The sequence below is a fragment of the Marinobacter sp. H13 genome, from assembly GCF_059072335.1.
In genome coordinates this window covers 4,177,924-4,200,571 of record NZ_JCACRU010000001.1, presented here as the reverse complement: position 1 = coordinate 4,200,571, position 22,648 = coordinate 4,177,924, and the positions used below count along the sequence as shown (strand labels likewise).

Annotated in this window: 19 protein-coding genes; 9 read left to right on the top strand and 10 right to left on the bottom strand. The window is 57.4% G+C overall.

Features of this window, described 5'->3' with window-relative positions:
* Nucleotides 1-26: 26 nt before the first annotated feature.
* Nucleotides 27-263, bottom strand: coding sequence for a DUF1289 domain-containing protein (locus AC5JQH_RS19585; RefSeq protein ID WP_230706904.1), 237 nt, complete (start codon nucleotides 261-263; stop codon nucleotides 27-29).
* A 289-nt stretch (nucleotides 264-552) separates the two neighbouring features.
* Here AC5JQH_RS19585 and AC5JQH_RS19580 point away from each other — a divergent pair, with 289 nt between their 5' ends.
* The 4 genes from AC5JQH_RS19580 (at nucleotide 553) to AC5JQH_RS19565 (ending at nucleotide 6,267) form a co-directional block, all read left to right on the top strand.
* A complete protein-coding gene (locus tag AC5JQH_RS19580; RefSeq protein WP_273083684.1) occupies nucleotides 553-1,572 on the top strand; it encodes a sodium:calcium antiporter in 1,020 nt (339 codons plus the stop codon).
* A gap of 14 nt (nucleotides 1,573-1,586) precedes the next feature.
* Nucleotides 1,587-2,282, top strand: a complete 696-nt coding sequence (locus tag AC5JQH_RS19575; protein WP_008171988.1) for an aspartate/glutamate racemase family protein — start codon at nucleotides 1,587-1,589, stop codon at nucleotides 2,280-2,282.
* Between the two features lie 93 nt (nucleotides 2,283-2,375).
* A complete protein-coding gene (locus AC5JQH_RS19570) occupies nucleotides 2,376-4,568 on the top strand; it encodes an OsmC domain/YcaO domain-containing protein (protein WP_273083683.1) in 2,193 nt (730 codons plus the stop codon).
* A 139-nt stretch (nucleotides 4,569-4,707) separates the two neighbouring features.
* Complete coding sequence (locus AC5JQH_RS19565) at nucleotides 4,708-6,267, top strand: glutamate synthase-related protein (RefSeq protein WP_493791644.1); 1,560 nt, start codon at nucleotides 4,708-4,710, stop codon at nucleotides 6,265-6,267.
* On the opposite strand, the gene AC5JQH_RS19560 is transcribed toward AC5JQH_RS19565, so the two are convergent.
* Complete coding sequence (locus AC5JQH_RS19560; protein WP_273017893.1) at nucleotides 6,237-8,315, bottom strand: DUF8754 domain-containing protein; 2,079 nt, start codon at nucleotides 8,313-8,315, stop codon at nucleotides 6,237-6,239. The genes AC5JQH_RS19565 and AC5JQH_RS19560 overlap by 31 nt on opposite strands.
* 162 nt (nucleotides 8,316-8,477) lie before the next feature.
* On the opposite strand from AC5JQH_RS19560, the gene AC5JQH_RS19555 reads away from it, so the two are divergent.
* Nucleotides 8,478-9,491, top strand: a complete 1,014-nt coding sequence (locus AC5JQH_RS19555; protein WP_008171996.1) for a class I fructose-bisphosphate aldolase — start codon at nucleotides 8,478-8,480, stop codon at nucleotides 9,489-9,491.
* Nucleotides 9,492-9,521: 30 nt separating this feature from the next.
* Here AC5JQH_RS19555 and AC5JQH_RS19550 read toward each other — a convergent pair whose 3' ends face one another.
* From AC5JQH_RS19550 to AC5JQH_RS19515, 8 genes are all read right to left on the bottom strand, one after another.
* Complete coding sequence (locus AC5JQH_RS19550) at nucleotides 9,522-10,514, bottom strand: MBL fold metallo-hydrolase (RefSeq protein ID WP_493805889.1); 993 nt, start codon at nucleotides 10,512-10,514, stop codon at nucleotides 9,522-9,524.
* A gap of 126 nt (nucleotides 10,515-10,640) precedes the next feature.
* Nucleotides 10,641-11,612 carry a tRNA dihydrouridine synthase gene (locus tag AC5JQH_RS19545; protein WP_493805888.1) on the bottom strand — a complete coding sequence of 324 codons (972 nt, stop codon included), beginning with the start codon at nucleotides 11,610-11,612 and terminating at the stop codon, nucleotides 10,641-10,643.
* 137 nt (nucleotides 11,613-11,749) lie between these two features.
* Complete coding sequence (gene katG / locus AC5JQH_RS19540; protein WP_008172001.1) at nucleotides 11,750-13,921, bottom strand: catalase/peroxidase HPI; 2,172 nt, start codon at nucleotides 13,919-13,921, stop codon at nucleotides 11,750-11,752.
* A gap of 365 nt (nucleotides 13,922-14,286) precedes the next feature.
* Complete coding sequence (locus AC5JQH_RS19535) at nucleotides 14,287-14,505, bottom strand: DUF2835 domain-containing protein (protein ID WP_008172004.1); 219 nt, start codon at nucleotides 14,503-14,505, stop codon at nucleotides 14,287-14,289.
* 6 nt (nucleotides 14,506-14,511) lie between these two features.
* Nucleotides 14,512-16,404 (bottom strand): molecular chaperone HtpG, encoded by a 1,893-nt coding sequence (gene htpG / locus AC5JQH_RS19530; protein WP_493805887.1) that lies wholly within the window; start codon nucleotides 16,402-16,404, stop codon nucleotides 14,512-14,514.
* A gap of 248 nt (nucleotides 16,405-16,652) precedes the next feature.
* The gene (locus AC5JQH_RS19525; protein WP_008172009.1) at nucleotides 16,653-17,087 is read right to left on the bottom strand and encodes a PaaI family thioesterase; all 435 of its coding nucleotides are present in this window, start codon (nucleotides 17,085-17,087) and stop codon (nucleotides 16,653-16,655) included.
* Entirely contained in the window at nucleotides 17,084-17,554 is a 471-nt protein-coding gene (locus AC5JQH_RS19520; RefSeq protein ID WP_008172010.1) for a PaaI family thioesterase, read from the bottom strand. The genes AC5JQH_RS19525 and AC5JQH_RS19520 overlap by 4 nt, the downstream gene beginning before the upstream one ends.
* An 18-nt stretch (nucleotides 17,555-17,572) precedes the next feature.
* A complete protein-coding gene (locus AC5JQH_RS19515; RefSeq protein ID WP_008172012.1) occupies nucleotides 17,573-18,313 on the bottom strand; it encodes a DUF599 domain-containing protein in 741 nt (246 codons plus the stop codon).
* A gap of 198 nt (nucleotides 18,314-18,511) precedes the next feature.
* On the opposite strand from AC5JQH_RS19515, the gene AC5JQH_RS19510 reads away from it, so the two are divergent.
* The 4 genes from AC5JQH_RS19510 (at nucleotide 18,512) to AC5JQH_RS19495 (ending at nucleotide 22,646) form a co-directional block, all read left to right on the top strand.
* Complete coding sequence (locus tag AC5JQH_RS19510; RefSeq protein ID WP_008172015.1) at nucleotides 18,512-19,789, top strand: M48 family metalloprotease; 1,278 nt, start codon at nucleotides 18,512-18,514, stop codon at nucleotides 19,787-19,789.
* Between the two features lie 173 nt (nucleotides 19,790-19,962).
* Entirely contained in the window at nucleotides 19,963-20,508 is a 546-nt protein-coding gene (locus tag AC5JQH_RS19505; protein WP_008172020.1) for a hypothetical protein, read from the top strand.
* On the top strand, nucleotides 20,508-21,695 hold the full coding sequence (locus AC5JQH_RS19500; RefSeq protein ID WP_014576813.1) for an iron-containing alcohol dehydrogenase: 1,188 nt from the start codon (nucleotides 20,508-20,510) through the stop codon (nucleotides 21,693-21,695). Before AC5JQH_RS19505 ends, AC5JQH_RS19500 begins: the two co-directional genes overlap by 1 nt.
* A gap of 168 nt (nucleotides 21,696-21,863) precedes the next feature.
* Nucleotides 21,864-22,646 (top strand): substrate-binding periplasmic protein, encoded by a 783-nt coding sequence (locus tag AC5JQH_RS19495; RefSeq protein WP_053114963.1) that lies wholly within the window; start codon nucleotides 21,864-21,866, stop codon nucleotides 22,644-22,646.
* The last annotated feature ends 2 nt before the right edge of the window (nucleotides 22,647-22,648 follow it).

Sequence of the window (22,648 nt, the reverse complement as noted above, 5' to 3'; positions counted from 1 at the left end):
CCGCAACCCGAACATTTCCGCGGCGATCAGCTCTTCTTTTTCTTCTTTTTGGCCTTCTCGTACAACTCGCGCAATGCCTTGGGATTCTTTCCTTTACCCGAGCCGTGAGACTCCAAAATACGTGTCCAGATCGCCTGCTTCTGTTCCGGTGACAGCTGTTTCCACTCTTTCTTCTCCTGACGGGTTCGGCCGCAGGCTTTGCAGATGGCCTTCTTGTTGAACTCGCAGACGTCGATACAGGGTTTCTTGGTGACGGGCTCCATGGATACTGGCTCCCCTCCTTCTTTGAGAAGTGGCTCTACTTAACACTGTAGACATCGACACCTGGATACAAGGCGTGGCATCAGTGGAAAACCGAAACAGGCCCATCTCACCGAAGAAAATCCAGGGACCGACCATTTTCCGATTTGCTCTGAACCTGTTACCGGTGCTTCCTGCAGCCAATATAGAAGCCAGAATACTTCTGCGGGCATCGATATCCGCCCTGGCCATTCCCGGGCCGCTATAGTTACCGTAAGAAATTCATGCAATCACAACAGTCTGGGGCCTTGAGTGTTTCCATCACTGACTACCGGGATCATCGCTTTTGCCATCGCATCCGTCGTTATTGTGACAGCTGGCAGCCGGCTTGCCCGGGTGGCGGATGAGCTGGCCGATCGAACGGGCCTTGGAGAGGCGTTGTTCGGGATCTTTCTGCTGGCTGGAGTAACGTCACTACCGGACTTCGCCGCCACCCTCAGCGCTGCGCTGGATTCAAGGCCGGATCTGGCCATGAGCAATGTCATGGGCAGCATGGCTGCGAACCTGGTGTTTCTGGGCATTGCCGACATCATGTACCGGAAAGCCAACCTGGAGCACGCGGCTGCATCGTCCACCAACCTTATGCTGGCTGCGTTGTTGATCGTTTTGCTCACCTTGCCACTCCTGGCGATTGCCAGCCCACCGGTTTCCATATGGGGCATTCACCCAATCACTCCCGTGATTACGGCAGCGTATCTTTTCGGGCTTCACCTGGTTCGCAAAACAGACAGTAAACCCATGTGGTTTCCCCGACTGACCCGCCAAACCGTTCCCGACAAGCCTGACCATTATCTTCGCGGTGGCCTTGTCCAGGCCTGGGTCAGCTTTATTATTCTGGCCGCAATTACAGGCGTCGCCGGCTGGGTTTTGATGGAGGGGGCCAAGGTAATCAGCGATGAAACGGGCCTGTCCGATACCCTGATTGGCGGCCTGTTTACCGCGCTCGCTACCTCCTCACCCGAGCTGGTCACCACCATTGCTGCCATCCGCAGGAACGCGCTGACCCTGGCGGTAAGCAATATATTCGGCACCAACTGTTTTAATATGCTGGTGATCGCTTCAGCCGATGTGGGCTACCCTGGCGGTTCCATCTATCACGACATTACCCCGATACAGATGACCTGGGGGCTTGTCAGCATACTGATGACAGCCACGTTGTTAATGGGAATGGTCCGGCGCCAACGCTATGGAATTGGCAAGATCGGGTTTGAAAGCGCCCTGATGCTCTCGGTCTATGCAGTGGCGCTGATTATCGTGACAATTAGCGGATAATAAGGAGATTACCCATGAAAACGATTGGCCTTCTCGGCGGCATGAGCTGGGAATCCACCCAAACCTACTACCGACTCCTCAACGAGGGGGTCAAAGGCCGACTGGGCGGGCTGCATTCGGCGAAGCTGGTGCTCTTCAGCGTGGATTTCGCCGAGATCGAAGCGCTTCAACACAAAGGTGATTGGCCCGCTACTGCCGACATTCTTTCCGACGCCGCCTTGTCATTGCAGAGGGCCGGCGCGGATTTCCTGGTGATCGGCACCAACACTATGCACAAGGTTGCTCCTGAAATTGAACAGGCGATCGAGATCCCGTTGCTACACATAGCAGATGCCACAGCTCAGGTGCTGAAGAATGATGGAATCAACCGGGTAGGCCTGCTGGGCACGCGATTTACCATGGAACAGGCGTTCTACAGGGACCGACTGGAGGCCGCCGGTATCGACGTTCTCACGCCGGATGAAATCCAGCGGGACGAGGTGCATCGTGTTATCTACGAGGAGCTTTGCCTGGGAGAGATCAAGCCGGACTCGCGCGACATCTACCTCGATATTGTCAGCTCGCTTTCCGAGCGCGGCGCGCAGGCGGTGATCCTGGGCTGCACCGAGATCGGCTTGCTGATCAAGCAGGCGGATACCGGGGTTCCCCTCTACGACACCACGGAGATTCACGCAGCTCAGGCCGTCGAGCTGGCGTTACATCATCCGTAGAAGACCGACCAAGACGAACGCCTGCAAAAACTGGATAATGGCCGCCATTAAAAACCATGGCGCGCCAAATTCTCCGATCCAGGACTCTCTGCAATGGAAATCAACGTCAACTTTCTCGAGAACCTCAGACTTGAAGCCAAGTTTGACGATTTCACGGTCGTAACGGACCAGCCGATTCGCTACAAGGGCGACGGCTCGGCGCCCAGCCCGTTCGATTACTTCCTGGCGTCCTCTGCCCTGTGTGCGGCCTACTTTGTTCGGGTTTACTGTCTCGCGCGGGACATTCCCACCGAGAACATCCGCCTGTCCCAGAACAACGTCGTGGACCCGGAGAATCGCTACAACCAGATCTTCAAGATTTCCGTGGAGCTGCCCGAGGGCATTTCGGAGAAAGACCGCCAGGGCATCCTGCGCTCGATCGACCGCTGCACCGTGAAAAAAGTGGTCCAGACCGGCCCGACCTTCGAGATTGAAACCGTCGAGAACCTGGACGCGGACGCCCAGGCACTGCTGATGACCCAGCCGGAAGGCGGCACCCAGACCTTTATCGAAGGCAAGGACCTGCCCCTGGAGCAGACCATCGCCAACATGACTGGCATCCTTGAAGACTTGGGCATGAAGATCGAGATTGCCTCCTGGCGCAACATTGTGCCGCACGTGTGGTCCCTGCACATTCGCGATGCTGCCTCACCCATGTGCTTCACCAATGGCAAGGGAGCTACCAAGGAAAGCGCCCTGTGCTCTGCCCTGGGCGAATTTATCGAGCGGCTCAGCTGCAACTTTTTCTACAACGATCAGTTCTTTGGTGAGGACATCGCCAACAGCGACTTCGTCCACTACCCGAACGAAAAGTGGTTCAAGCCGGGCCCCAACGACGAGCTGCCGGAAGGTATTCTGGATGACCACTGCCTCGCCATCTACAACCCGGACGGCGAGCTTGGCGGCTCCAATCTGATTGATACCAACTCCGGCAGAGCCGACCGGGGCATTGTCTCCCTGCCCTACGTGCGAAAATCGGATGGCGAGGTGGTGTATTTCCCCTCCAACCTGATTGAGAACCTGTTTCTCAGCAACGGCATGAGTGCGGGCAATACCCTGAACGAAGCACAGGTTCAGTGTCTGTCGGAGATTTTCGAACGGGCGGTAAAGAAGCAGATTATCGAAGAGGAAATTGCCCTTCCGGACGTGCCCCGGGAGGTACTGGAAAAATACCCGGACATCCTGGAAGGCATTGAAGCCCTGGAAGCCCAGGGTTTCCCGACTCTGGTAAAGGACGCCTCCCTCGGCGGCCAGTTCCCGGTAATGTGCGTTACCCTGATGAACCCGCGAACGGGCGGCGTGTTCGCCTCTTTCGGCGCTCACCCGAGCTTTGAAGTGGCCCTTGAGCGAAGCCTGACCGAACTCCTGCAGGGCCGCAGCTTCGAGGGCCTCAATGATGTGCCGGCGCCCACCTTCAACAGCCTGGCAGTGACCGAGCCAAACAACTTTGTGGAGCACTTCATCGACTCTACCGGCGTTGTTTCCTGGCGGTTTTTCAGCGCCAGGTCCGATTATGATTTCGTTGAATGGGATTTTTCCGGCACCAACGCCGAGGAAGCCGAGTGTCTGTTCGGTATCCTCGAGGAACTGGGCAAGCAAGTGTATGTCGCCGTTTACGAGGAACTGGGCGCGCCGGTCTGCCGAATCCTGGTTCCAGGCTATTCCGAGGTGTATCCGGTGGAAGACCTGATCATGGACAACACCAACATGGCTTTGGACTATCGGGAAGACATCCTCAACCTGCACCGCCTGGACGATGAGCAACTGGCCGATCTGGTGGAACGCCTGGAAGCCAGCCAGCTGGACAACTACATGACGATCATCACCCTGATCGGCGTGGAGTTCGATGAAAACACCATCTGGGGCCAACTCACGATCCTTGAGTTGAAGATCCTGATCTGCCTTGCCCTGCAGTGGCATGAAGAAGCCCTGGAATTCGTCGACATGTTCCTTCAGTTCAACGACAACACCGTTGAGCGCGGTCTGTTCTACCGAGCCATGTATGCGGTTCTCGAAGTCACCCTTGACGACGAAATGGAGCTGGACGACTACATCACCAACTTCACCCGCATGTTCGGCGAGGAAACCATGGAAGCTGTTGTTGGCTCAGTGGATGGCAGCGTTCGTTTCCACGGCCTGGAAGCCACGAACATGCAACTGGATGGGCTGGAGAAGCATCAGCGGTTGATCGAGAGCTACCGGAAGCTGCACGCGGCGCGTGCAGCCAGGGCGGGCCTGCAGCCGTAATCGGACGCCGAGCGAGCCGCGCCGCATTGGCGGCGCGGTCAGTCCTGATCCACACTTGATCATTACAAGTAGCCTATTTGCGTTTAATGCCCGTACACCCTTGTACATTTGTGGCATGCGCCAAACAAGGAGCCTTGCAATGAGCAATCCGGTGATCGCTGATAACAAGCCCAAGAAAGTCAGCCTGAAAAAAGGCGAGGAATACGCCTTCTGCGTTTGTGGCCGTTCCAACAACCAGCCGTTCTGCGACGGTTCCCACGGAGATACGGGGTTCAAGCCCAAGGTCTTCAAGGCCGAAAAAGACGAAGAGGCGGTTCTGTGCCAGTGTAAACAGACCGGAAGCGCGCCTTATTGTGACGGCACTCACCAGCAGTTCAGCGATGACCAGGTTGGCAAGGAGGCGCCGGAGTCAGACGATGATGGCGACGAGGAATCCGGTGATGCGCCGAAGGCCAAATCCACCAAAGAAGAACCCACCGTTGAATTTATTCATAAGTTGGCCCGTGAGGGGCTGAGCAGTATGGGCCACCATGGTCCGACAACTGCCATGGGCGTGCCCCGCCACACCCTGCCCCACTGGGACGACCTCCAACTGATGGTGGCGCAGATGGCCAGTAAGCCGCTGGCAGACGACGCCGACGTCTCGACCGAACTGGTAATCGGGCCTGAAGCCCGCAAGCCACTGACACTGAGCATGCCGCTATTCGTTTCCGACATGAGCTTCGGCGCGTTGTCGGAGGAGGCCAAGATTGCCCTCGCTCGTGGCGCCGAGCTAGCCGGCACCGGCATCTGCTCTGGCGAGGGCGGCATGCTGCCCGAGGAGCAACAGGAAAATTCCCGATACTTCTACGAGCTGGCCAGCGCCAAGTTCGGTTACAAGGAAGAATTGCTCAAGAAAGTGCAGGCGTTTCACTTCAAGGGTGGCCAGGGCGCCAAGACCGGCACCGGTGGCCATTTGCCGGGCAACAAGAACACCGGCAAGATCTCAGAGGTGCGCAATATTCCTGAGGGCGAACCGGCCAACTCCCCACCCACTTTCGACGATTTGCGCTCAGTTGAGGATTTCCAGCGCTTCGCCAGCCATGTTCGGGAAGTGACCGGAGGTATTCCCGTCGGCTTCAAGCTGAGCGCCAATCACATCGAGCGGGATGTGCAATTCGCCCTGGATGCCGGCGCCGACTACATCATTCTCGACGGCCGTGGCGGCGGCACCGGCGCTGCACCCGAGATCTTCCGTGATCACATCAGTGTGCCCACCATTCCTGCCCTGGCGCGTGCGCGGCGCTATCTGGATGACCGCGGCGCAAGCGGACGGGTCACATTGATCGTTACCGGTGGCCTGCGGGTCCCTATCGATTTTGTGAAGGCCATGGCGCTGGGCGCTGACGGTATTGCCGTTGCCAACAGTGCCATGCAGTCCATCGGCTGTGTTGCAGCCCGTATCTGTAACACCAACAATTGCCCGGCAGGCATTGCGACCCAGAACAAGGACCTGCGCCAACGGTTGAACGTCGACCAGTCTGCCAAACAGCTGCGGAACTTCCTTGAGGCCTCTGTCTCACTGATGCAGGTGATGGCACGAGCCTGTGGCCACGACAGCCTGAGCAAACTGAACATAGATGACCTGTCCACCTGGCATCGGGAGATGGCCCTGCTCAGCGGCGTTCGCTACGCCGGTGTGCTTGATCCTTCTGCCTGAGGTGCTTCTTCGCTGGCCGCCAGGACTCGAACCCGTTCGAAGTCCTCCTCGGTGAACACACCGTTCACCCCGGAAATGGCGGCCAGCTTCATGCCATGCTTCAGCCCCAGCTTGTAAATCTCCCGCACTTTTTCCCACTCGATATTCCGCCCGAGAGTGAAGTTCTCGAAACGCGCTTCCAGAGCAAGCACGATGGTTTCCGCCAGGCAGGCATAGGCAATGCCTTTCGGAAGCCCGATGTCTTTCATATGCACTTCACCCGGTAGCTGAATCTCGCCAGATTCGATCACCAGCACATCCGGCCGCTTGGCGACATCCTCCGCCGGGATATCCAGTGGGCGGGCGACGTCGGTTATGACGCAGCCCGGCTTCACTTTCATGATATCCAGGATACGTTTGCCGGCCCCGGAGGTGGCGGTCACGATCATGTCCATGTCGGCCAGATCGCGTTCGGCAGAGCCGGCAACATGTACGATGGCACCCGGCGTTTCCTGTTCGATGCTTTCCTTGAGAGCCAGCAGTTTGGCCGGCTCCGGTGCCGCCAGATAAATCTCGTCCACTGCCTTGGCCAGCAATCTGGCGCAGACCGACCCGATAGCACCCGTAGCGCCCACCACCATAGCCTTGCCGGCCGCTTTGCCACTGGGGCCAATACTCACCCGCCCTATTTTCTTCATGGCGTCATGGGCCGCCCACAGGGCACCGGATGCGCTGTAGCTGTTGCCGGTCGTGATCGGCAGCGGCGCCCGCTTGGCCACCGTTATACCGGCATCACCCACGACCTTGGTAAACGCACCCAGGCCCATGATCTGGGCGCCGAGTTTCTTGGCCAGTTTGGCCGCCTGCAGCAACCGGGCGTAGGTAAATTCCGGCCCGTGGGCCATGATTTCCCGAGGTGTGCCACCAACGGTAATGAGCCAGCCCTCCACCTCATCGCCATTGGGTGACCGGATTCCGGATACCTTGGAGTAGATGAACGGTGGCGAATACGCGATGGCCTTTTCCACCAGGTTCATGACCACAGGCGGCGATACGTTGGCAACCCAGTCCAGGGGCGGTGTTTTGGTGAGGTATTGCTGCGACAGGGGGTGAATGACAAACGCAAACCGGTTAACCCGGCGATAACCGTTCGGGTAAAGGATTCGCGGCTCAATCTGCAGGCTCTGAATAACATCCAGATAGTCATCGGGGCCCAACTGGTCCGGCGTCCTGGAAAGCGCCGCACTGATCATCGCCTCCATCACATTCACGCCAACGGGGCGGCCCTCCAGCCAGGGACTGTAATCCACTACCATGGCAACCTTGCGCGAACGCATCCAGTCCATAGCCGCGTCCGTTACCCGCGAGGTGATCACGGTTTTTCCATCCAGCTCTTTCGCCGTGAAATTCTCCAGGTCGCCTATCGAAGCCACGATGACATGAGCCTCGGAGACCGCGTGATGGAGCGAACCTTTCACCAGGTTCTCACCCAAACGATACAGCGGTGTTCGGAGAATGGTTTCAACCGCTTTCACCGCCGCAGGCCTGAACATGATGGGTGCAGTGAGCGAGGTATAGGTTTCCAGCTGTTTCAGGGAAGTCAGCAGCCTGGGCACTCCGAAATCCGTGTAAGGATCGGCAAAGAAGAGATTCTCGGTATGTTCGGAAAGGGCCCTGGCAATCCGGTAACCGGCCTGCCCATTCAAAAAGAGCACCCGGGCATTGTCGAAGAAATGCCCGAGCTCAGACTGGGTATGACGCACAGCCCATTCCTGCAGGATAGCCCGCAACCCGGCACCGGTGGTTACCGGCTTATCCGGCACACAGGCCTCAAGGCGGGCAGTATCCGGGTGTTCAAGCTGCTCCCGGCCCACCTCGTAATGATCGTGTACCATGCTCAGACCGATGGCATCTGCCTGCGGATGCACGGACTCCAGAACCGCCTCGGCCCGGGAAAGATCGCCTTCCGTACCGATCCGGATAATCCGGAAAGGCTGCCCAAGAAACGACGTCTCGATATCATAATCGTACTCACCAGATCCCTGGCTGACGCTGACAACGGTTTTCATATTCAGGTCTTCCCGTTTTCCTGTTGTTATCATCTACAGCCTAATTCAGGAGATCGGTTTCTGCCTTAGCGCAGATCAAATTCCAGACCGCTATTCAACGTCTACAATAGAGTGGCTGGCCGAACGACCAACAGACTTTCAAGGATCAACCAGGAGCTCACCATGACCATTCAGGAAGAACTCAACTCTACCGTCCGGGAACTGGTTCAGCCCGGCAAGGGAATTCTCGCGGCGGATGAAAGCCACCCGACCATTGCCAAGCGTTTCAAGGCCGTTGGCGTGGAGTCGAGCGAAGATATGCGCCGGGAGTACCGAAGCCTTATTTTCTCGGCTTCCGGGCTCGGAGAATTCATCAGCGGGGTCATTCTGTTTGAAGAGACTCTCGGCCAGCAGAGCCTGGATAATGTTCCCATGCCAAAGCTGCTGGCCAGCAAAGGCATTGTGCCGGGCATAAAGGTAGACAAGGGCAAAGGCCCTCTTGTGAATGCCCCGGGTGATGAAATCACCTTTGGCCTGGATGGTCTGGAGGACCGCCTGGAGATCTACAAAAACCAGGGGGCCCGGTTCGCCAAGTGGCGGGATGTGTTCCATATATCGGACACCCTGCCCTCACGGCAGGCGATCGAGGCGAATGCCGAGGTTCTCGCCCGCTATGCGGCGATCTGCCAGTCCCTGGGTATCGTGCCGATCGTTGAGCCGGAAGTACTGATTGATGGCAACCATTCCATCGAGCGCTGCGCGGAAGTCAGCGAGGCGGTGATTCGGGAGGTGTTCCACGCCCTTTACCGACACAAGGTGGCACTGGAATACATGATCCTCAAACCCAGCATGGTGACGCCGGGCAAGGAAAGCCCGAAGGCATCCCCGGAAGCCGTGGCGACAGCGACTCTCGATGTTTTTCGCAGGGCGGTACCGGCTGCGGTACCCGGCATTTTCTTCCTCTCGGGCGGCCAGACACCGGAAGAAGCCACTCTCAATCTGAACGCCATGAACAGCATGGGCGCGCAGCCCTGGGAGTTGAGCTTCTCTTACGGACGGGCTTTGCAGGAACCGGCACAGAAGGCCTGGGCCGGCAATCTGGATAATGGTCCGGAGGCTCAGGCAGCAATGCTGAAGCGGGCCCGCCTGAACGGTGCCGCTCGCGCGGGCCATTACCGACCGGAGATGGAAGACTGACCGGCAACAGCCCTGCGTGCCCGTGTTTCCTCAGTTGCAGCCGGAGACGCAGCTCGCCATGCCATTGAACGCCATGGTGCGGCCACTGAGGGGCACATGAACCGGCACTGTCACTGAATCCCGGAACAGAGCCGTGCGCGTTCCTTCCTGCACCATGCCACCGGAGGTCGCAGGTTCGTTGGCGTGGGAGGCGATAACCGCCTTCGGTTGCACGAGGTCATTGATTACGTAGGCGGCCTGTTTCGGTCCGGTGGTGAACGTATCACCGATGTTCATCACCACAAGCCCTGCACCGTAGTGATCCTTCACGACCAGTCTTTGCTCGGCAGTAATGCCAGTGTCACCGGACAGGTAGACCACCAGGCCGTTGGAGAACCTGAGCACGTAGCCCGTGGGTGGTCCGACACTGGCGCCAACACCCGCGGCAGCCAGATACTCTGCCAGTGGCCCGGTGAGGAACGAAGGCGATACGCCATTGCTGTGCACAGCCGGCACGGTCGTAATTGCCACTCCGCCAACCTCACGCTCGCCACCGAACCGAACCAACAGCGAGTTTGCAGGATCACCGCCGGCATCTTTCAGCTTGGCGGCAAAGAAGGCGGGCATTTCGCTACCCGTAACAATTTTTGAACCGTGTTTTACCGCAATATCAACAGTGTTGGATTGTGGCAATGTTGAAACGCCGGTGTCTGGAGATCCGCACGTGCCCTGATTGGTCTTGCTGATGCGCTGATCACCCACATGGTCCCCATGCATGTGGGAAACCAGAACAACATCAATTTTGCCCAGTCGGGGATCATCCGGACCGGCGACCGTTCTGCCGGCGTCATAGAGAATTCGGGTGCCATTGGGATCTTCAAAGACCAGCGCCCGGTCCCGGCCACAGAACTCACCATCGTGGCTTCCCAGGGGTGTGACTTTCACCACGTGGTCGTCGGCGGCAGCCGGCATAGCGGCGCCCACTAGCATACCGACTGACACTCCGGCAAAGGCCATCGTGTTGCGCAAACCTGCTCTGAACATGTTGTTCGTCCTCCCACTCGTTTTTTATTGGTACCGGTATTGATACGAACGACAATCCCGTTGATACCAGTTTAGGCGGCGGGAAGGTCAACGCGTGGGGATTGAGTCAGTGCGCTTGAATGAGGATCAGGCAGCGCGGGAGTCCGTCAGGATAACCCGCTGTTCCAGGCATGCCATCATGGGCGCCACCTGACGGATTTTCCGGGCCTCGGGCCAGAGCGCCTCTGCCTCGGCGAAACCCTGGCGGAGAAAGTTAAGCCATTGTTTGATACGACCGGTCACATAGCGGTCCTCAAGCCAGCCCTGAAGAACCGTAGCGTACTCACGAACCAGGGCGACAGCTTCCGGCCAGGTCATATCCGGCACCGTTTTGCCCTGCTGGCTGGCCTTGATCTGCTGGGCGAGGTCTGGCCGGGCGATCAGGCCACGGCCAATCATCACGTCATCGCAGCCGGACACCTCACGGCAACGCCAGTAGTCCGCGACACTCCAGATTTCGCCATTGGCAATTATGTGGGTTTTGACAGCTTCCCGGGCCCGGGCGATTTCCTCCCAATAGGCCGGCGGCTTATACCCGTCTACTTTGCTGCGGGCATGAATGACAATCTCTGCCGCGCCTGCCGCTTCCAATGCCTGGGCACAAGCCACACCCATGGATCGGTCGTCATACCCCAGCCGCATTTTGGCTGTGACCGGCACATGCGCTGGCACAGCCTGACGCACAGCAGCCACGATCTCATGCATAAGCTCCGGCTCGCGCATCAACACACAGCCACCCTTGTGCTTGTTGACCGTTTTGGCCGGGCAACCAAAGTTGATATCCACCTGGGTGGCGCCGAGTTCAGCCGCACGCACGCCGTGGCGCGCCATCTGGTGAGGGTCTGAACCCAGCAGCTGAACGGCAACGGGGGTGCCCACTTGAGTGAGCGACCGGTTGTACAATTCGGGGGCGTATTTGTAGAACACTCTCGGTGGCAGCATACCATGGGTGACACGAACGAATTCCGTTACGCAACGGTCGATGCCGCCTACCCCGGTAAGGGTTTCACGGATGGGTGCGTCAACCAGCCCTTCCATTGGGGCGAGAATGATGCGCATGAGTGCTCCAGCAATTACAGGGTCTGTTCGGGGTGAGACTGATCAAAAATCACACGGAGCGGATTGTAAGGAATTTGGCGGGAAGTTGATAGACGGACACCCCGAAACCGGGGTGTCCAATCGCTTGCTTACAGGTCTTATTCGACGTCGAACCGGTCGGCGTTCATGACCTTGCTCCAGGCTGCAACGAAGTCTTTCACGAACTTCTCTTCGTTGTCGTCCTGGGCATACACTTCTGCGTAGGCACGCAGGATCGAGTTGGAACCGAACACGAGATCAACACGGGTCGCAGTGAACTTGGTATTGCCACTGTTGCGATCCACGATGTTGTACGAGTTCTTGCCAGTCGGCTCCCAACGATTCGACATATCAGTCAGATTGACGAAGAAATCATTGGTCAACTGGCCAACGCGATCGGTGAATACGCCGTGCTTGGTGCCGCCGTAGTTGGTACCGAGCACCCGCATGCCACCCAGCAGGACGGTCATTTCAGGCGCTGTCAGTCCCATCAGTTGGGCACGATCCAGAAGCATTTCTTCCGGCTTGACCACGTAGTCCTTCTTCTGCCAGTTGCGGAAGCCATCCGCCAGCGGCTCCATCGGATCGAAGGATTCGGCATCCGTCATCTCGTCGGTAGCGTCACCACGTCCCTTCAAGAAGGGTACGTGAACCTCGTGGCCGGCTGCTTTGGCTGCCATCTCGATGCCAAGGTTACCGCCAAGCACGATAACGTCAGCAACGCTGGCGCCAGTGTCAGCCGAAATCTGCTCGTAAACCTTCAGCACCTTATCCAGACGATCGGGCTCGTTACCCTCCCAGTCCTTCTGGGGCGCCAGGCGAATCCGCGCACCGTTTGCACCACCACGCATGTCTGAGCCGCGGAAAGTACGGGCACTGTCCCACGCGGTGCAGATCAGCTCGTTCAGGCTCAATCCGGCCCCGGCAATCTTCTGCTTGACCACTTCCTCAATGTAATTGGTCTCGCCCTGGGGAACAGGATCCTGCCAGATCAGATCTTCATCAGGCACACCCGGTCCGATATAGCGGGACTTGGGCCCCATGTCGCGGTGGGTCAGCTTGAACCAGGCACGGGCGAAGCAGTCTTTGAAGTACTCGGGATCTGCCATGAACTTCTCGCAGATTGCGCGGTACTTCGGATCGACTTTCATTGCCATGTCGGCATCGGTCATCATCGGCTTGCGACGGACGGACGGATCAGTCGGATCAACCGGCATGTGCTCTTCTTTGATGTCGATCGGCTCCCACTGGTTTGCACCAGCCGGGCTCTTGGTCAGCTGCCACTCGTAGCCAAACAGCAGATCAAAGTAGCCCATGTCGAACTTGGTCGGATTCGAGGTCCAGGCACCTTCGATGCCAGAGGTAACCGCGTTGGTCGCCTTGCCGTCGAGGTTCGGGTTCATCCAGCCAAAGCCCTGGGTTTCAACGTCAGCCCCTTCCGGCTCCGGGCCGAGGGCATCGGCGTCGCCATTACCGTGAGCCTTGCCCACCGTATGGCCGCCAGCGGTCAGCGCTGCGGTTTCTTCATCGTTCATCGCCATGCGGGCAAAGGTCGTTCTCACCTGCTCCGCGGTCTTCTGCGGATCCGGCACACCGTTCACGCCCTCAGGATTCACATAAATCAGGCCCATTTGCACTGCAGCGAGCGGGTTCTCCATGGTGTCGGGCTTGTCGACGTCTTCATAACGGCTGTCAGACGGCGCCAGCCACTCTTTTTCCGCGCCCCAGTAGATGTCTTTTTCCGGATGCCAGATGTCCTCGCGGCCATAAGAGAAACCGAAGGTCTTCAGGCCAAACGACTCATAGGCAACATTACCGGCCAGGATAAACAGGTCGGCCCAGCTCACCTTGTTGCCGTATTTTTTCTTAAGCGGCCACAGAAGGCGGCGTGCCTTGTCGAGGTTGCCGTTGTCGGGCCAGGAGTTCAGCGGAGCGAACCGCTGGTTACCGGTGCCGGCACCACCACGACCGTCGGCCAGGCGATAGGTTCCAGCGGCGTGCCACGCCAGTCGAATCATCAGGCCGCCGTAATGCCCCCAATCGGCAGGCCACCATTCCTGACTGTTGGTCATCAGCTCGTGCATGTCTTTTTCGAGGGCTTCGTGATCAAGCTTTTTCACTTCTTCCCGGTAGTCGAAGTCTTCACCAAGAGGATTGGTTTTGCGGTCGTGCTGATGAAGGATGTCGAGATTGAGGTTCTCAGGCCACCAGCCAGCTACGTCGGCTTTTTCCTGAGTGTTTGAACCGTGCATTACGGGACACTTTCCGCCCGCACTGTTGTTGTCTGTCATTTTTCTCTCCTCATTGGGGTTGGCAAAACGACACTGCTTTGATTCAGGCACTTCTAACTATAGGACACACCCAATAATCTGCTCTGAGTATTTCTTATGTCCCGGATAGCGTGCGCCTATAGGATTTCCCACAATGTTTGCGGGCTCTCTGCCTTACTGGGCACAAGCGTAATCACTTGAATATCTCGCCAGAATGTCTAAAAAGTCCGGCCATGCGATTGAACGACTGAGTGACATTACATTGGACATGGATCTGCTCCTGCCTAACGAGAACAGCTCCACCGTAGCGCGGGACCGATGGCTCAATACAATTAATTAAAAATAAATTTGTGAGAGTTTTTATTTATGGATGGAGCGCTGGTCGGTCAGAGCCGCTCAATGGATGAAAACTTGCCGGCGTCGTCAAAGACGATGCGGAAACTGCCGCGAATGCCATCGCGAAGGTAAAAACGGGAGAGGATACGGGCCGGGAATCGGACAGAGCGTCCGTCCCGGGCCGTGGTGTGAACATCCGTGGCAACGCCCTGATAGAGCTTGATCCACTCATCAGGGCTGATGCTGATATCCACAATAATCTGCTGCATTGGCGATCAGTTCGCCAGTTCAAGCAGCAGGCGGTTCAGACGGGTGACATAGGCCCCGGGGTCCGGGAGTTGCTCACCGCTGGCCAGGGTGGCCTGGTCCAGGATAACGGCAGAGAGCTCGTTGAACCGCTCTTCGCCCTTCTCGCTTTCCAGTCGCTGGACCAGCGGATGATCAACATTGATCTCGAAGATCGGTTTGCTGTCAGGCACCTTCTGCCCAGCGGCTTCCATGATCTTCTTCATCTGGGCGCCCATATCGAAATCGCCCACCACCAGACAGGCCGGTGAATCGGTCAGGCGGTTGGTTACACGCACCTCCTGCACCCGGTCGCTCAGGGCATTCTTGATGCGCTCCAACAGGTCCTTGTGCTCTTCGGCGGCTTCTTCCTTGTGTTTCTTGTCTTCCTCGGTCTCGATTTCGCCAAGGTCCAGGTCGCCACGAGCGACGTCCTCAAACTGCTTGCCGTCGTATTCGCTGAGGTAACCCATCATCCACTCGTCGATGCGATCTGTAAGGATCAGCACCTCAATACCCTTTTTGCGGAACACTTCCAGATGCGGGCTGCTCTTGGCCGCCGTGAAGTTGTCGGCGGTGATGTAGTAAAGCTTTTTCTGCCCTTCCTTCATCCGGCCGATGTAGTCATCCAGCGACACGTTCTGTGTGCTTTCCCCGGTGTGGGTAGAGGCGAAGCGCAGCAGGCCGGCAATTTTCTCGCGGTTGCTGAAATCTTCCGCCGGGCCTTCCTTCAATACCGTGCCAAACTCACCCCAGAACTTCTGATACTGCTCGGAATCCTTCTTGGCCAGCTTGGACAGCATATCCAGGACCCGCTTGGTGAGCGCGGTGCGAATGCTTTCCACGGTGCTGTCGTTCTGCAGGATCTCACGTGACACGTTGAGGGACAGATCGTTGGAATCAATCACACCCTTGGCAAACCGCAGGTACAGCGGCAGGAACTGTTCGGCGTCGTCCATGATGAACACGCGCTGCACGTACAGTTTCAGGCCACGAGGCGCTTCACGGTTGTACAGATCAAACGGTGCACGGGCCGGGATATACAGCAGGCTGGTGTAATCCAGCTTGCCTTCAACCCTGTTATGGGACCAGGTGAGCGGGTCTTCAAAATCGTGGGCGATGTGCTTGTAGAACTCTTTGTACTCCTCGTCCTTGATCTCGGTACGGGGCAGTGTCCATAGCGCTGTCGCATCGTTAACGGTTTCGTACTCGTCCTTTTTCTCACCTTCGTCGGATTCGGCCTTCATGACAACCGGGAAGGAAATATGATCCGAGTACTTCTTCACCAGACTGCGCAGCTTCCAGCCGTTGGCGAATTCCTTGGCATCTGGCTTCAGATGCAGGACGATCTGGGTGCCGCGGTTATCCAGATTGACCTGCTCGATGGAAAACTCACCGTCGCCCTTGGACTCCCAATGCACACCCTCTTCTGCAGGCGCGCCCGCGCGGCGGGTGAAGACATCCACCTTGTCGGCCACAATAAACGCCGAATAGAACCCAACACCGAACTGACCGATCAGCTTGCTGTCCTTCTTCTCATCGCCGGACAACTGCTGGAGGAATTCGGCCGTACCGGAACGGGCAATGGTGCCAAGATTCTGGATAACATCGTCACGGGTCATACCGATACCGTTGTCGGTGAGCGTGACGGTATTCGCCTCTTCGTCAAAATCCAGGCGAATCTTCAGCTCAGGATCGCTTTCATACAGGCTGTCGTCCTTCAGCGCTGCGAAACGCAGTTTGTCTTCGGCATCTGAAGCGTTGGAAATCAGCTCACGAAGGAAGATTTCCTTGTTGGAATACAACGAGTGAATCATCAGGTGAAGCAGTTGCTTCACTTCGGTCTGGAATCCAAGCGTTTCTTTATTGGCTTCAACCGTCATGGCGTTTTAGTCTCCTGAAACGAATAAACAGGCACGGCGTTGTGCCCGAGTTACCTCATAGTTTTGAGAGTGAGCGCGGAGGCCGTTCCGAAACCGTGCGGAGCCATGGATGGCGGAGCCGAGCGTACATGGACGTATTCACAGCGTGTTTCGGAACGGCCTCCGTGCTCGCTCCTGCACAAAAATCTCAGTCTGAGCAAAAAGTGGGGGCACACCGGGGCATTTCAAGCCCCGGAGTATAGGCAAGATCAGTCTTCGAGGAGGAAGTGCGCCCTGGCAGTCGCAATGGGTTGCGAGCGGGATTTCTGCCAGGCGCTGACCATCACGTTGGCAACGCGGTTGCCCTGGCGGGTCAGACGGCATTCGGCGTAGGTTTCCCGGTTGAGGCCGGCGCGGAGATAATCCAGGGAAAAATCGACGATACGGGGCATGCGCAGACTTTCCTGGGACATGATCAGGTAGATGTTGGCGGACATCTCCATGAAGCCACCGATCACGCCCCCGTGGATGGCCGGCAGGATGGGATTACCCAGGTTGGAGTCTTTGCAGGGCAGACGGAAAATCAGGTCGTCTCCAAACTGCTCACACTGAAGACCAATCCAGGTGGCATAGGGAATGCTGCTGAGCATGCGGCTGAAGTCACCGGTCTCCTGGGTGTAACGCAGGATTTCAGGATCGGTCATTCTTCACCCCCGGTAATCAGGTCCCGGTAATGTTTCGGGCTGGCATCCTTCCCGATACGCATGAAGGTGGCCACGCAGTTGGCGATGGTTTCACCGCCTTCCTGGAACGCCTCACAGCGGGTAAAAATAATGTTCCGGGTTACCCGGTAGGTTTCAGCCCGGGCATAAACCGGCTTGCGGGGCTGGGCCGGGCGCATGTAGTCCACGCGCAGGTCCAGCGTCGGGCAGAGTTCAAAATCTTCCAGGGCACAAAGGATCACGCACCCTGACGTGGTATCCATCAGTGTGGTGATGGCCCCACCGTGAATCACCCCGGTGTCCGGGTTACCGATAATGCGGTCACTGTAGGGCAGGCACAGTGTCAGGCTGCCTTTTGTGGCCTCGGTAACCGACAGACCAAGCTCGTTGGCCTGGTTGAGGGTGGCTATAAAACGGCTAACCCGTTTCCGTCGGATATCATCGTTCATTCAGATTCAACCTGTGGATCAGCTTTTAGGTTTTGGGCTGTTTTCCGCCTTGCCGGGCAGCGGCTCCTCGAAGACCTTCCCTGCCCTCAATGCTTCCAGTGCCGTCGAACAGAACTCGCGTCGATAGAGAACGACAACAACCAGCGTGGACGCCGCCATGAAGACAATCGGGTGAATAAACCAGCCTACCACGGCAAGTGCGTAATAGTAGGACCGCAGCCCAAGGTTAAAGGCATCGCCGGCAAGATTGCAGATGTTGCCGGCACTTCGTGCAAACGCCTCCCTGCCAGCGGGGCTGGTTTTGGTGTCGTCTGGCGGAGGGGCACTGCCCACCATCACCGACACAAAGTTGTACATCCGCATGGACCAGGTGAATTTGAAAAAGGCGTAGATAAAGACCACCAACAGCACCACCATGCGAAGTTCCCATATTTCCCGGGTCGGCAATGTGCCGAATGGCATGGTACTGAATACTTCCATGACTTCCTGGGTGTAGCCGAGGGCGGTGATAATACCCGCGAGAATCAGCAGGCAGCTGGAGGCGAAAAACGCACCGTTGCGCTCCAGGTTTCCGACCACAGACGCATCGGCAATCCGGTTTTCCCGCCGCAACATGACGCGCATCCAGTCCTCCCGGTAAAGGTCGAGGGTGTTGGACAGGCAGGGACGGTCCGCAGCACGGCGTTTCGAGTATTCGGTATAACCCAGCCAGCAGACGAGGAACCAGAGCAAAGCGATCAGTTCGAGTAAATTACTCATGGGTTGCCTTGGGTGCGAAGTTGGTGAAACAGAGCGGGAACAGACGCTTATGATACGCCAAGGGCCTGCTCGTCACCACCGCCGGGCAGGTTGCGGTAATCCACTGATGGCCGATCATGTGCTATAAACTGCCCATTCAGGAAGCGGGCAACTGTTTTGAACGAACCCGACATCGCATCATCCAAAAGGGAGCTTACTGTGAACCTGTCTGCCATCAAAAACAGCCTGGTAGCCATTGCGCTGGCACTGACACTCAGCGGCTGCTCGGTCAATCCGGTTACCGGGGAAAATCAGCTTTCGCTGATCGGTGAAAGCCAGGAGCTCGCCATGGGCGCCGAGCAGTACGTGCCCACCCAGCAAACCCAGGGCGGTCGGTTTTATGTGGATCCGGAGCTGACGCTCTATGTAAGCGAGGTTGGCCAGAAAATGGCCAGGGTCAGCGACAGACCGGACCTGCCCTACGAATTCGTGGTTCTGAACAGCAGTGTACCCAATGCCTGGGCCCTTCCCGGAGGCAAGATCGCCATTAACCGTGGCCTGCTGACAGAGCTTGACGACGAGGCTCAGCTTGCCTCGGTTCTGGGGCACGAGATTGTTCATGCGGCAGCCCGGCACAGTGTTCAGCGCATGCAGCAGGGAATGCTGATCAGCGCCGGCGTTGCCGGACTTGGTTTTGCCCTGTCGGACAACGAATGGGCCGGTCTGATCATGGGTGGTGCTGCCCTTGGGGCGCAACTTGCGCTGGCGCAATACAGCCAGGGCGATGAACTCGAATCCGACCACTACGGCATTCTCTACATGAAAGAAGCCGGCTATGACCCACAGGCGGCGGTGGAGCTTCAGGAGCTGTTCCTGAAACTATCCGAAGGGCGTCAGTCCAGTTTCATTGATGGCCTGTTCGCAACCCACCCGCCCTCAGCGAAACGCGTGCAGGAGAACCGGGAACTGGTGCAGAAGGTTGGCGCGGGTGGCTACCGCGGTGAGGACGTCTATGAACGCAAGATGGCCAAACTCCGCTCGCTGCAACCGGCTTACGATGCCCATGACAAAGCCATGGAGCTGGCCTCCAAAGGCGAGATGAAGCCTGCGCTGGACAAGATCAACGAAGCCATCCGTCTGCTGCCAAGGGAAGCCATGTTCTATGCCCTTCGCGGCCGCATTTATCAGGACCAGAAGGAAACAGAGAAGGCCGCGGCCGACTTTGAAAAGGCGGTGGAGCTCTACCCCGAGATGTTCAAGTATCGCCTTTACAATGGCCTGAATGCTCTGAGGCTCAACAATCTGGACAAGGCCAGGGAGAATCTGACCAAAGCCAATGAAACCGTCCCCACTTCCATTGCCTTCCTGCGACTGGGCGATGTTGCGGTAAAACAGAATAACCGGAATGAAGCCATTGCCTATTACAGCAAGGCCGCCGAAGCCGGTGGAGACGTAGCTGAAGAGGCCAAACGTAAACTGGCGGCACTCACGCAATAATTGCCGCCGGAATCGTTGACTTTAGAAGGCCGGAGTCCCGAGGGGTTCCGGCCTTTTTATTGCCCGGGATCAAGATTGCCGGTCTGACGCACATCTTCTGTCATCGCCTCCATTGACTTTTAGAGCAATAACTCTAAAAATCAGATGACATCAACAACGATTGGATGACGGACATGCTAGCGAAACGTATCCAGCCCATGGTCTTCCAGGCGCGCCGACTGTACGTGGAACTGATGTTCCAGGTGATGGGGCGAGCCCTGCAGGCTGTGAGCGAGGTGGACGAGAAGGTTCAGAACGAAGCCCGGGCACTGCCTGACGGTTTCCTGTTTGAGATGATGGTGATGCCGGATGGCTCAAAGCTGATCGTCGAGCATACCGGTCAGGGGCGTTTCCGTTACCACGGTGACAAGGCCCCACGGCCGATCGACCTGTCGATTCAGTTCAAGCACATCGCCCACGCTTTCCTGGTGCTGTCTTTCCAGGAAAAAACATCAGTGGCTTTCGCCAATGACCGCATGCTGGTGGATGGCGACATCAGCTATGCCGTGCGGATGACGCGGGTACTGAACCGGCTTGAGTCCTTCATCCTGCCGAAAATGGTCGCCGAGCGCGCCGTGAAGGAATACCCGGCCGACCTCCACCTGCCGGAAAAGCTGATCAGCGCCGCGCGCATTTACCTGAAAGTTGCCACCAATTTCGTTGAGACAGTGAGAGCGTGATGACCAATAAATACTATGAGTTCTTCTGCCCGGTAAAAGTCATTGCCGGCAAGGCCGCCCTTGAACACATCCCTTACGAGCTGACCGGAATGGCTGCCAAGCGGCCAATGATCGTAACCGACAAGGGCGTGCGGGCTGCGGGCCTTCTGGAACCCGTGATCGCAGCTTGCGAGGAAAGCGGGCTGGAAATAACCACCATCTATGATGACGTTCCGCCTGACTCCTCGACCACGGTGGTACGCGATATCGCCGGCATCTATCGTCAGGAAAAGTGCGACTCCATCATCGCCGTGGGCGGCGGTTCGGCGATCGATACCGGCAAGGCCGTCAACATCCTGGTTTCCGAGGGTGGTGACGATATCGCCAAGTACAGCGGTGCCGGTGTGCTCAAGCATCCGCTCAAGCCCTTCTTCGTGGTGCCGACAACAGCCGGGACCGGTTCGGAAGTTACATCGGTTGCGGTCATCACCGATGAAGCCAAGGGCGTCAAGCTGCCCTTCACGTCGTCGTTCCTGCTGCCAAACGCGGCCATCATTGACCCGCGCATGACCCTCACCCTGCCGCCGCACATTACTGCCGCGACAGCCATGGACGCCATGACCCACGCAACCGAAGCGTTCACCTGCATGGCGAAAAACCCATTGAGTGACGCCTACGCGACCGCGGCTATCAAGAAAATCAGCCAGTCACTCCTTCAGGTCATGGACAACCCGAAAGACAGCGACGGACGACTGGAGCTGGCGCAAGCCTCGACCATGGCGGGCATCGCCTTCTCCAACTCCATGGTGGGTCTGGTGCATGCCCTGGGGCACGCCACCGGCGCCGTCTGCCACCTGCCCCACGGCCTCTGCATGAGTCTTTACCTGCCCTACGCCCTGGAGTACAACCTTGAAACCATCCGGGAACCCCTGGGTGAACTTTTGCTGTATCTCGAGGGCCCCGAAGTCTTTGCAGCAACACCGGCAAGCCGCCGGGCAGAGGCCAGTATTTCCGCGATCCGGAAGTTGCGGGATGCTTTGTACAAGCGCTGCCAGCTGCCCCGGACACTCAAGGAAACCGGTAAGGTAACCGAGGCACAGCTGGACCACATCGCTGAAATGGCGTTGGATGATGGTTCCATAATGTTTAATCCGAAGGAAGTAACGCTGGAGGATGCCCGCTCAGTTCTGCGCCGCGCCTGGGCGTGACTGTTTCGCCGGGGGCCCTGCCTGGCCCCCGGCGTTTGCCTTGTGTGAAGATAGAATTCACATCATTGAAATTGATCAAGCAAGAGAGGAGAATTAGCCAATTCTGGCAGGGATGATAGCCGGGTTCATTATCCACCTACAGTACTGTTCCGTAGAGAGCCCCACCACATGCAAAACCGATATCCCCGCCCTGTTAATGCCACTCTTGGCGTCCTTCTTCTTGTACTGACTGCACTTTCCTCGCCAGTTTTTGCCTCACAGGATGCCTCTGGCGAACAAAAGGTTTTCCGCTTCAATATTTCCCCCAATGGTTACCCACCCTATCTCATCGGTGACCAGAGCCAACCATCAGGAATCATGTGGGATGTGGTGTCCGAGGTAGCCCAGAGGCTTGGATACCGGGTAATCGCTGAGCAAATCCCCCGTAAACGTGTAGATCAGATGCTGCTTGATGGATACATCGATGCCACACCAAGGGCTCAAGAGTGGGCGGACGACCCGGAGAAATTCCTGTTTACCGATGCGATAGTCGACATCGAGGAAGTGTTTTTTGTACCAGCACAATCCAGCTTTTACTACGAGAGCCCGGACGATCTGATCTCCAAAACCATTGTCACCCACCTCGGCTACCGTTATCCGCTGCTTGAGCCCTACTTCGAGGAAGGTCGGATTCGCCGCTTTGATGTTGCCAGAGACAAGGACATGTTCACCTTTGTACTGCACGGTGACCGTTTCGACGCCGCGGTCGCCGACCGGCTCGTCGGAAAGTGGATTCTCAGAAACGAGGGTCTGCGGCAGCATTTCGACATCAGCAGCGAAGGCATCAGCAATTACGGGTTCCGACTGATGCTGCGTAAAGACTGGCAGCCCTTTGCCAGCCAGTTCAACGAAGAACTGGCGAAGATGAAGGCGAATGGCGAGCTGGATGCCATTCTCGCCAACTACCGCTGAAG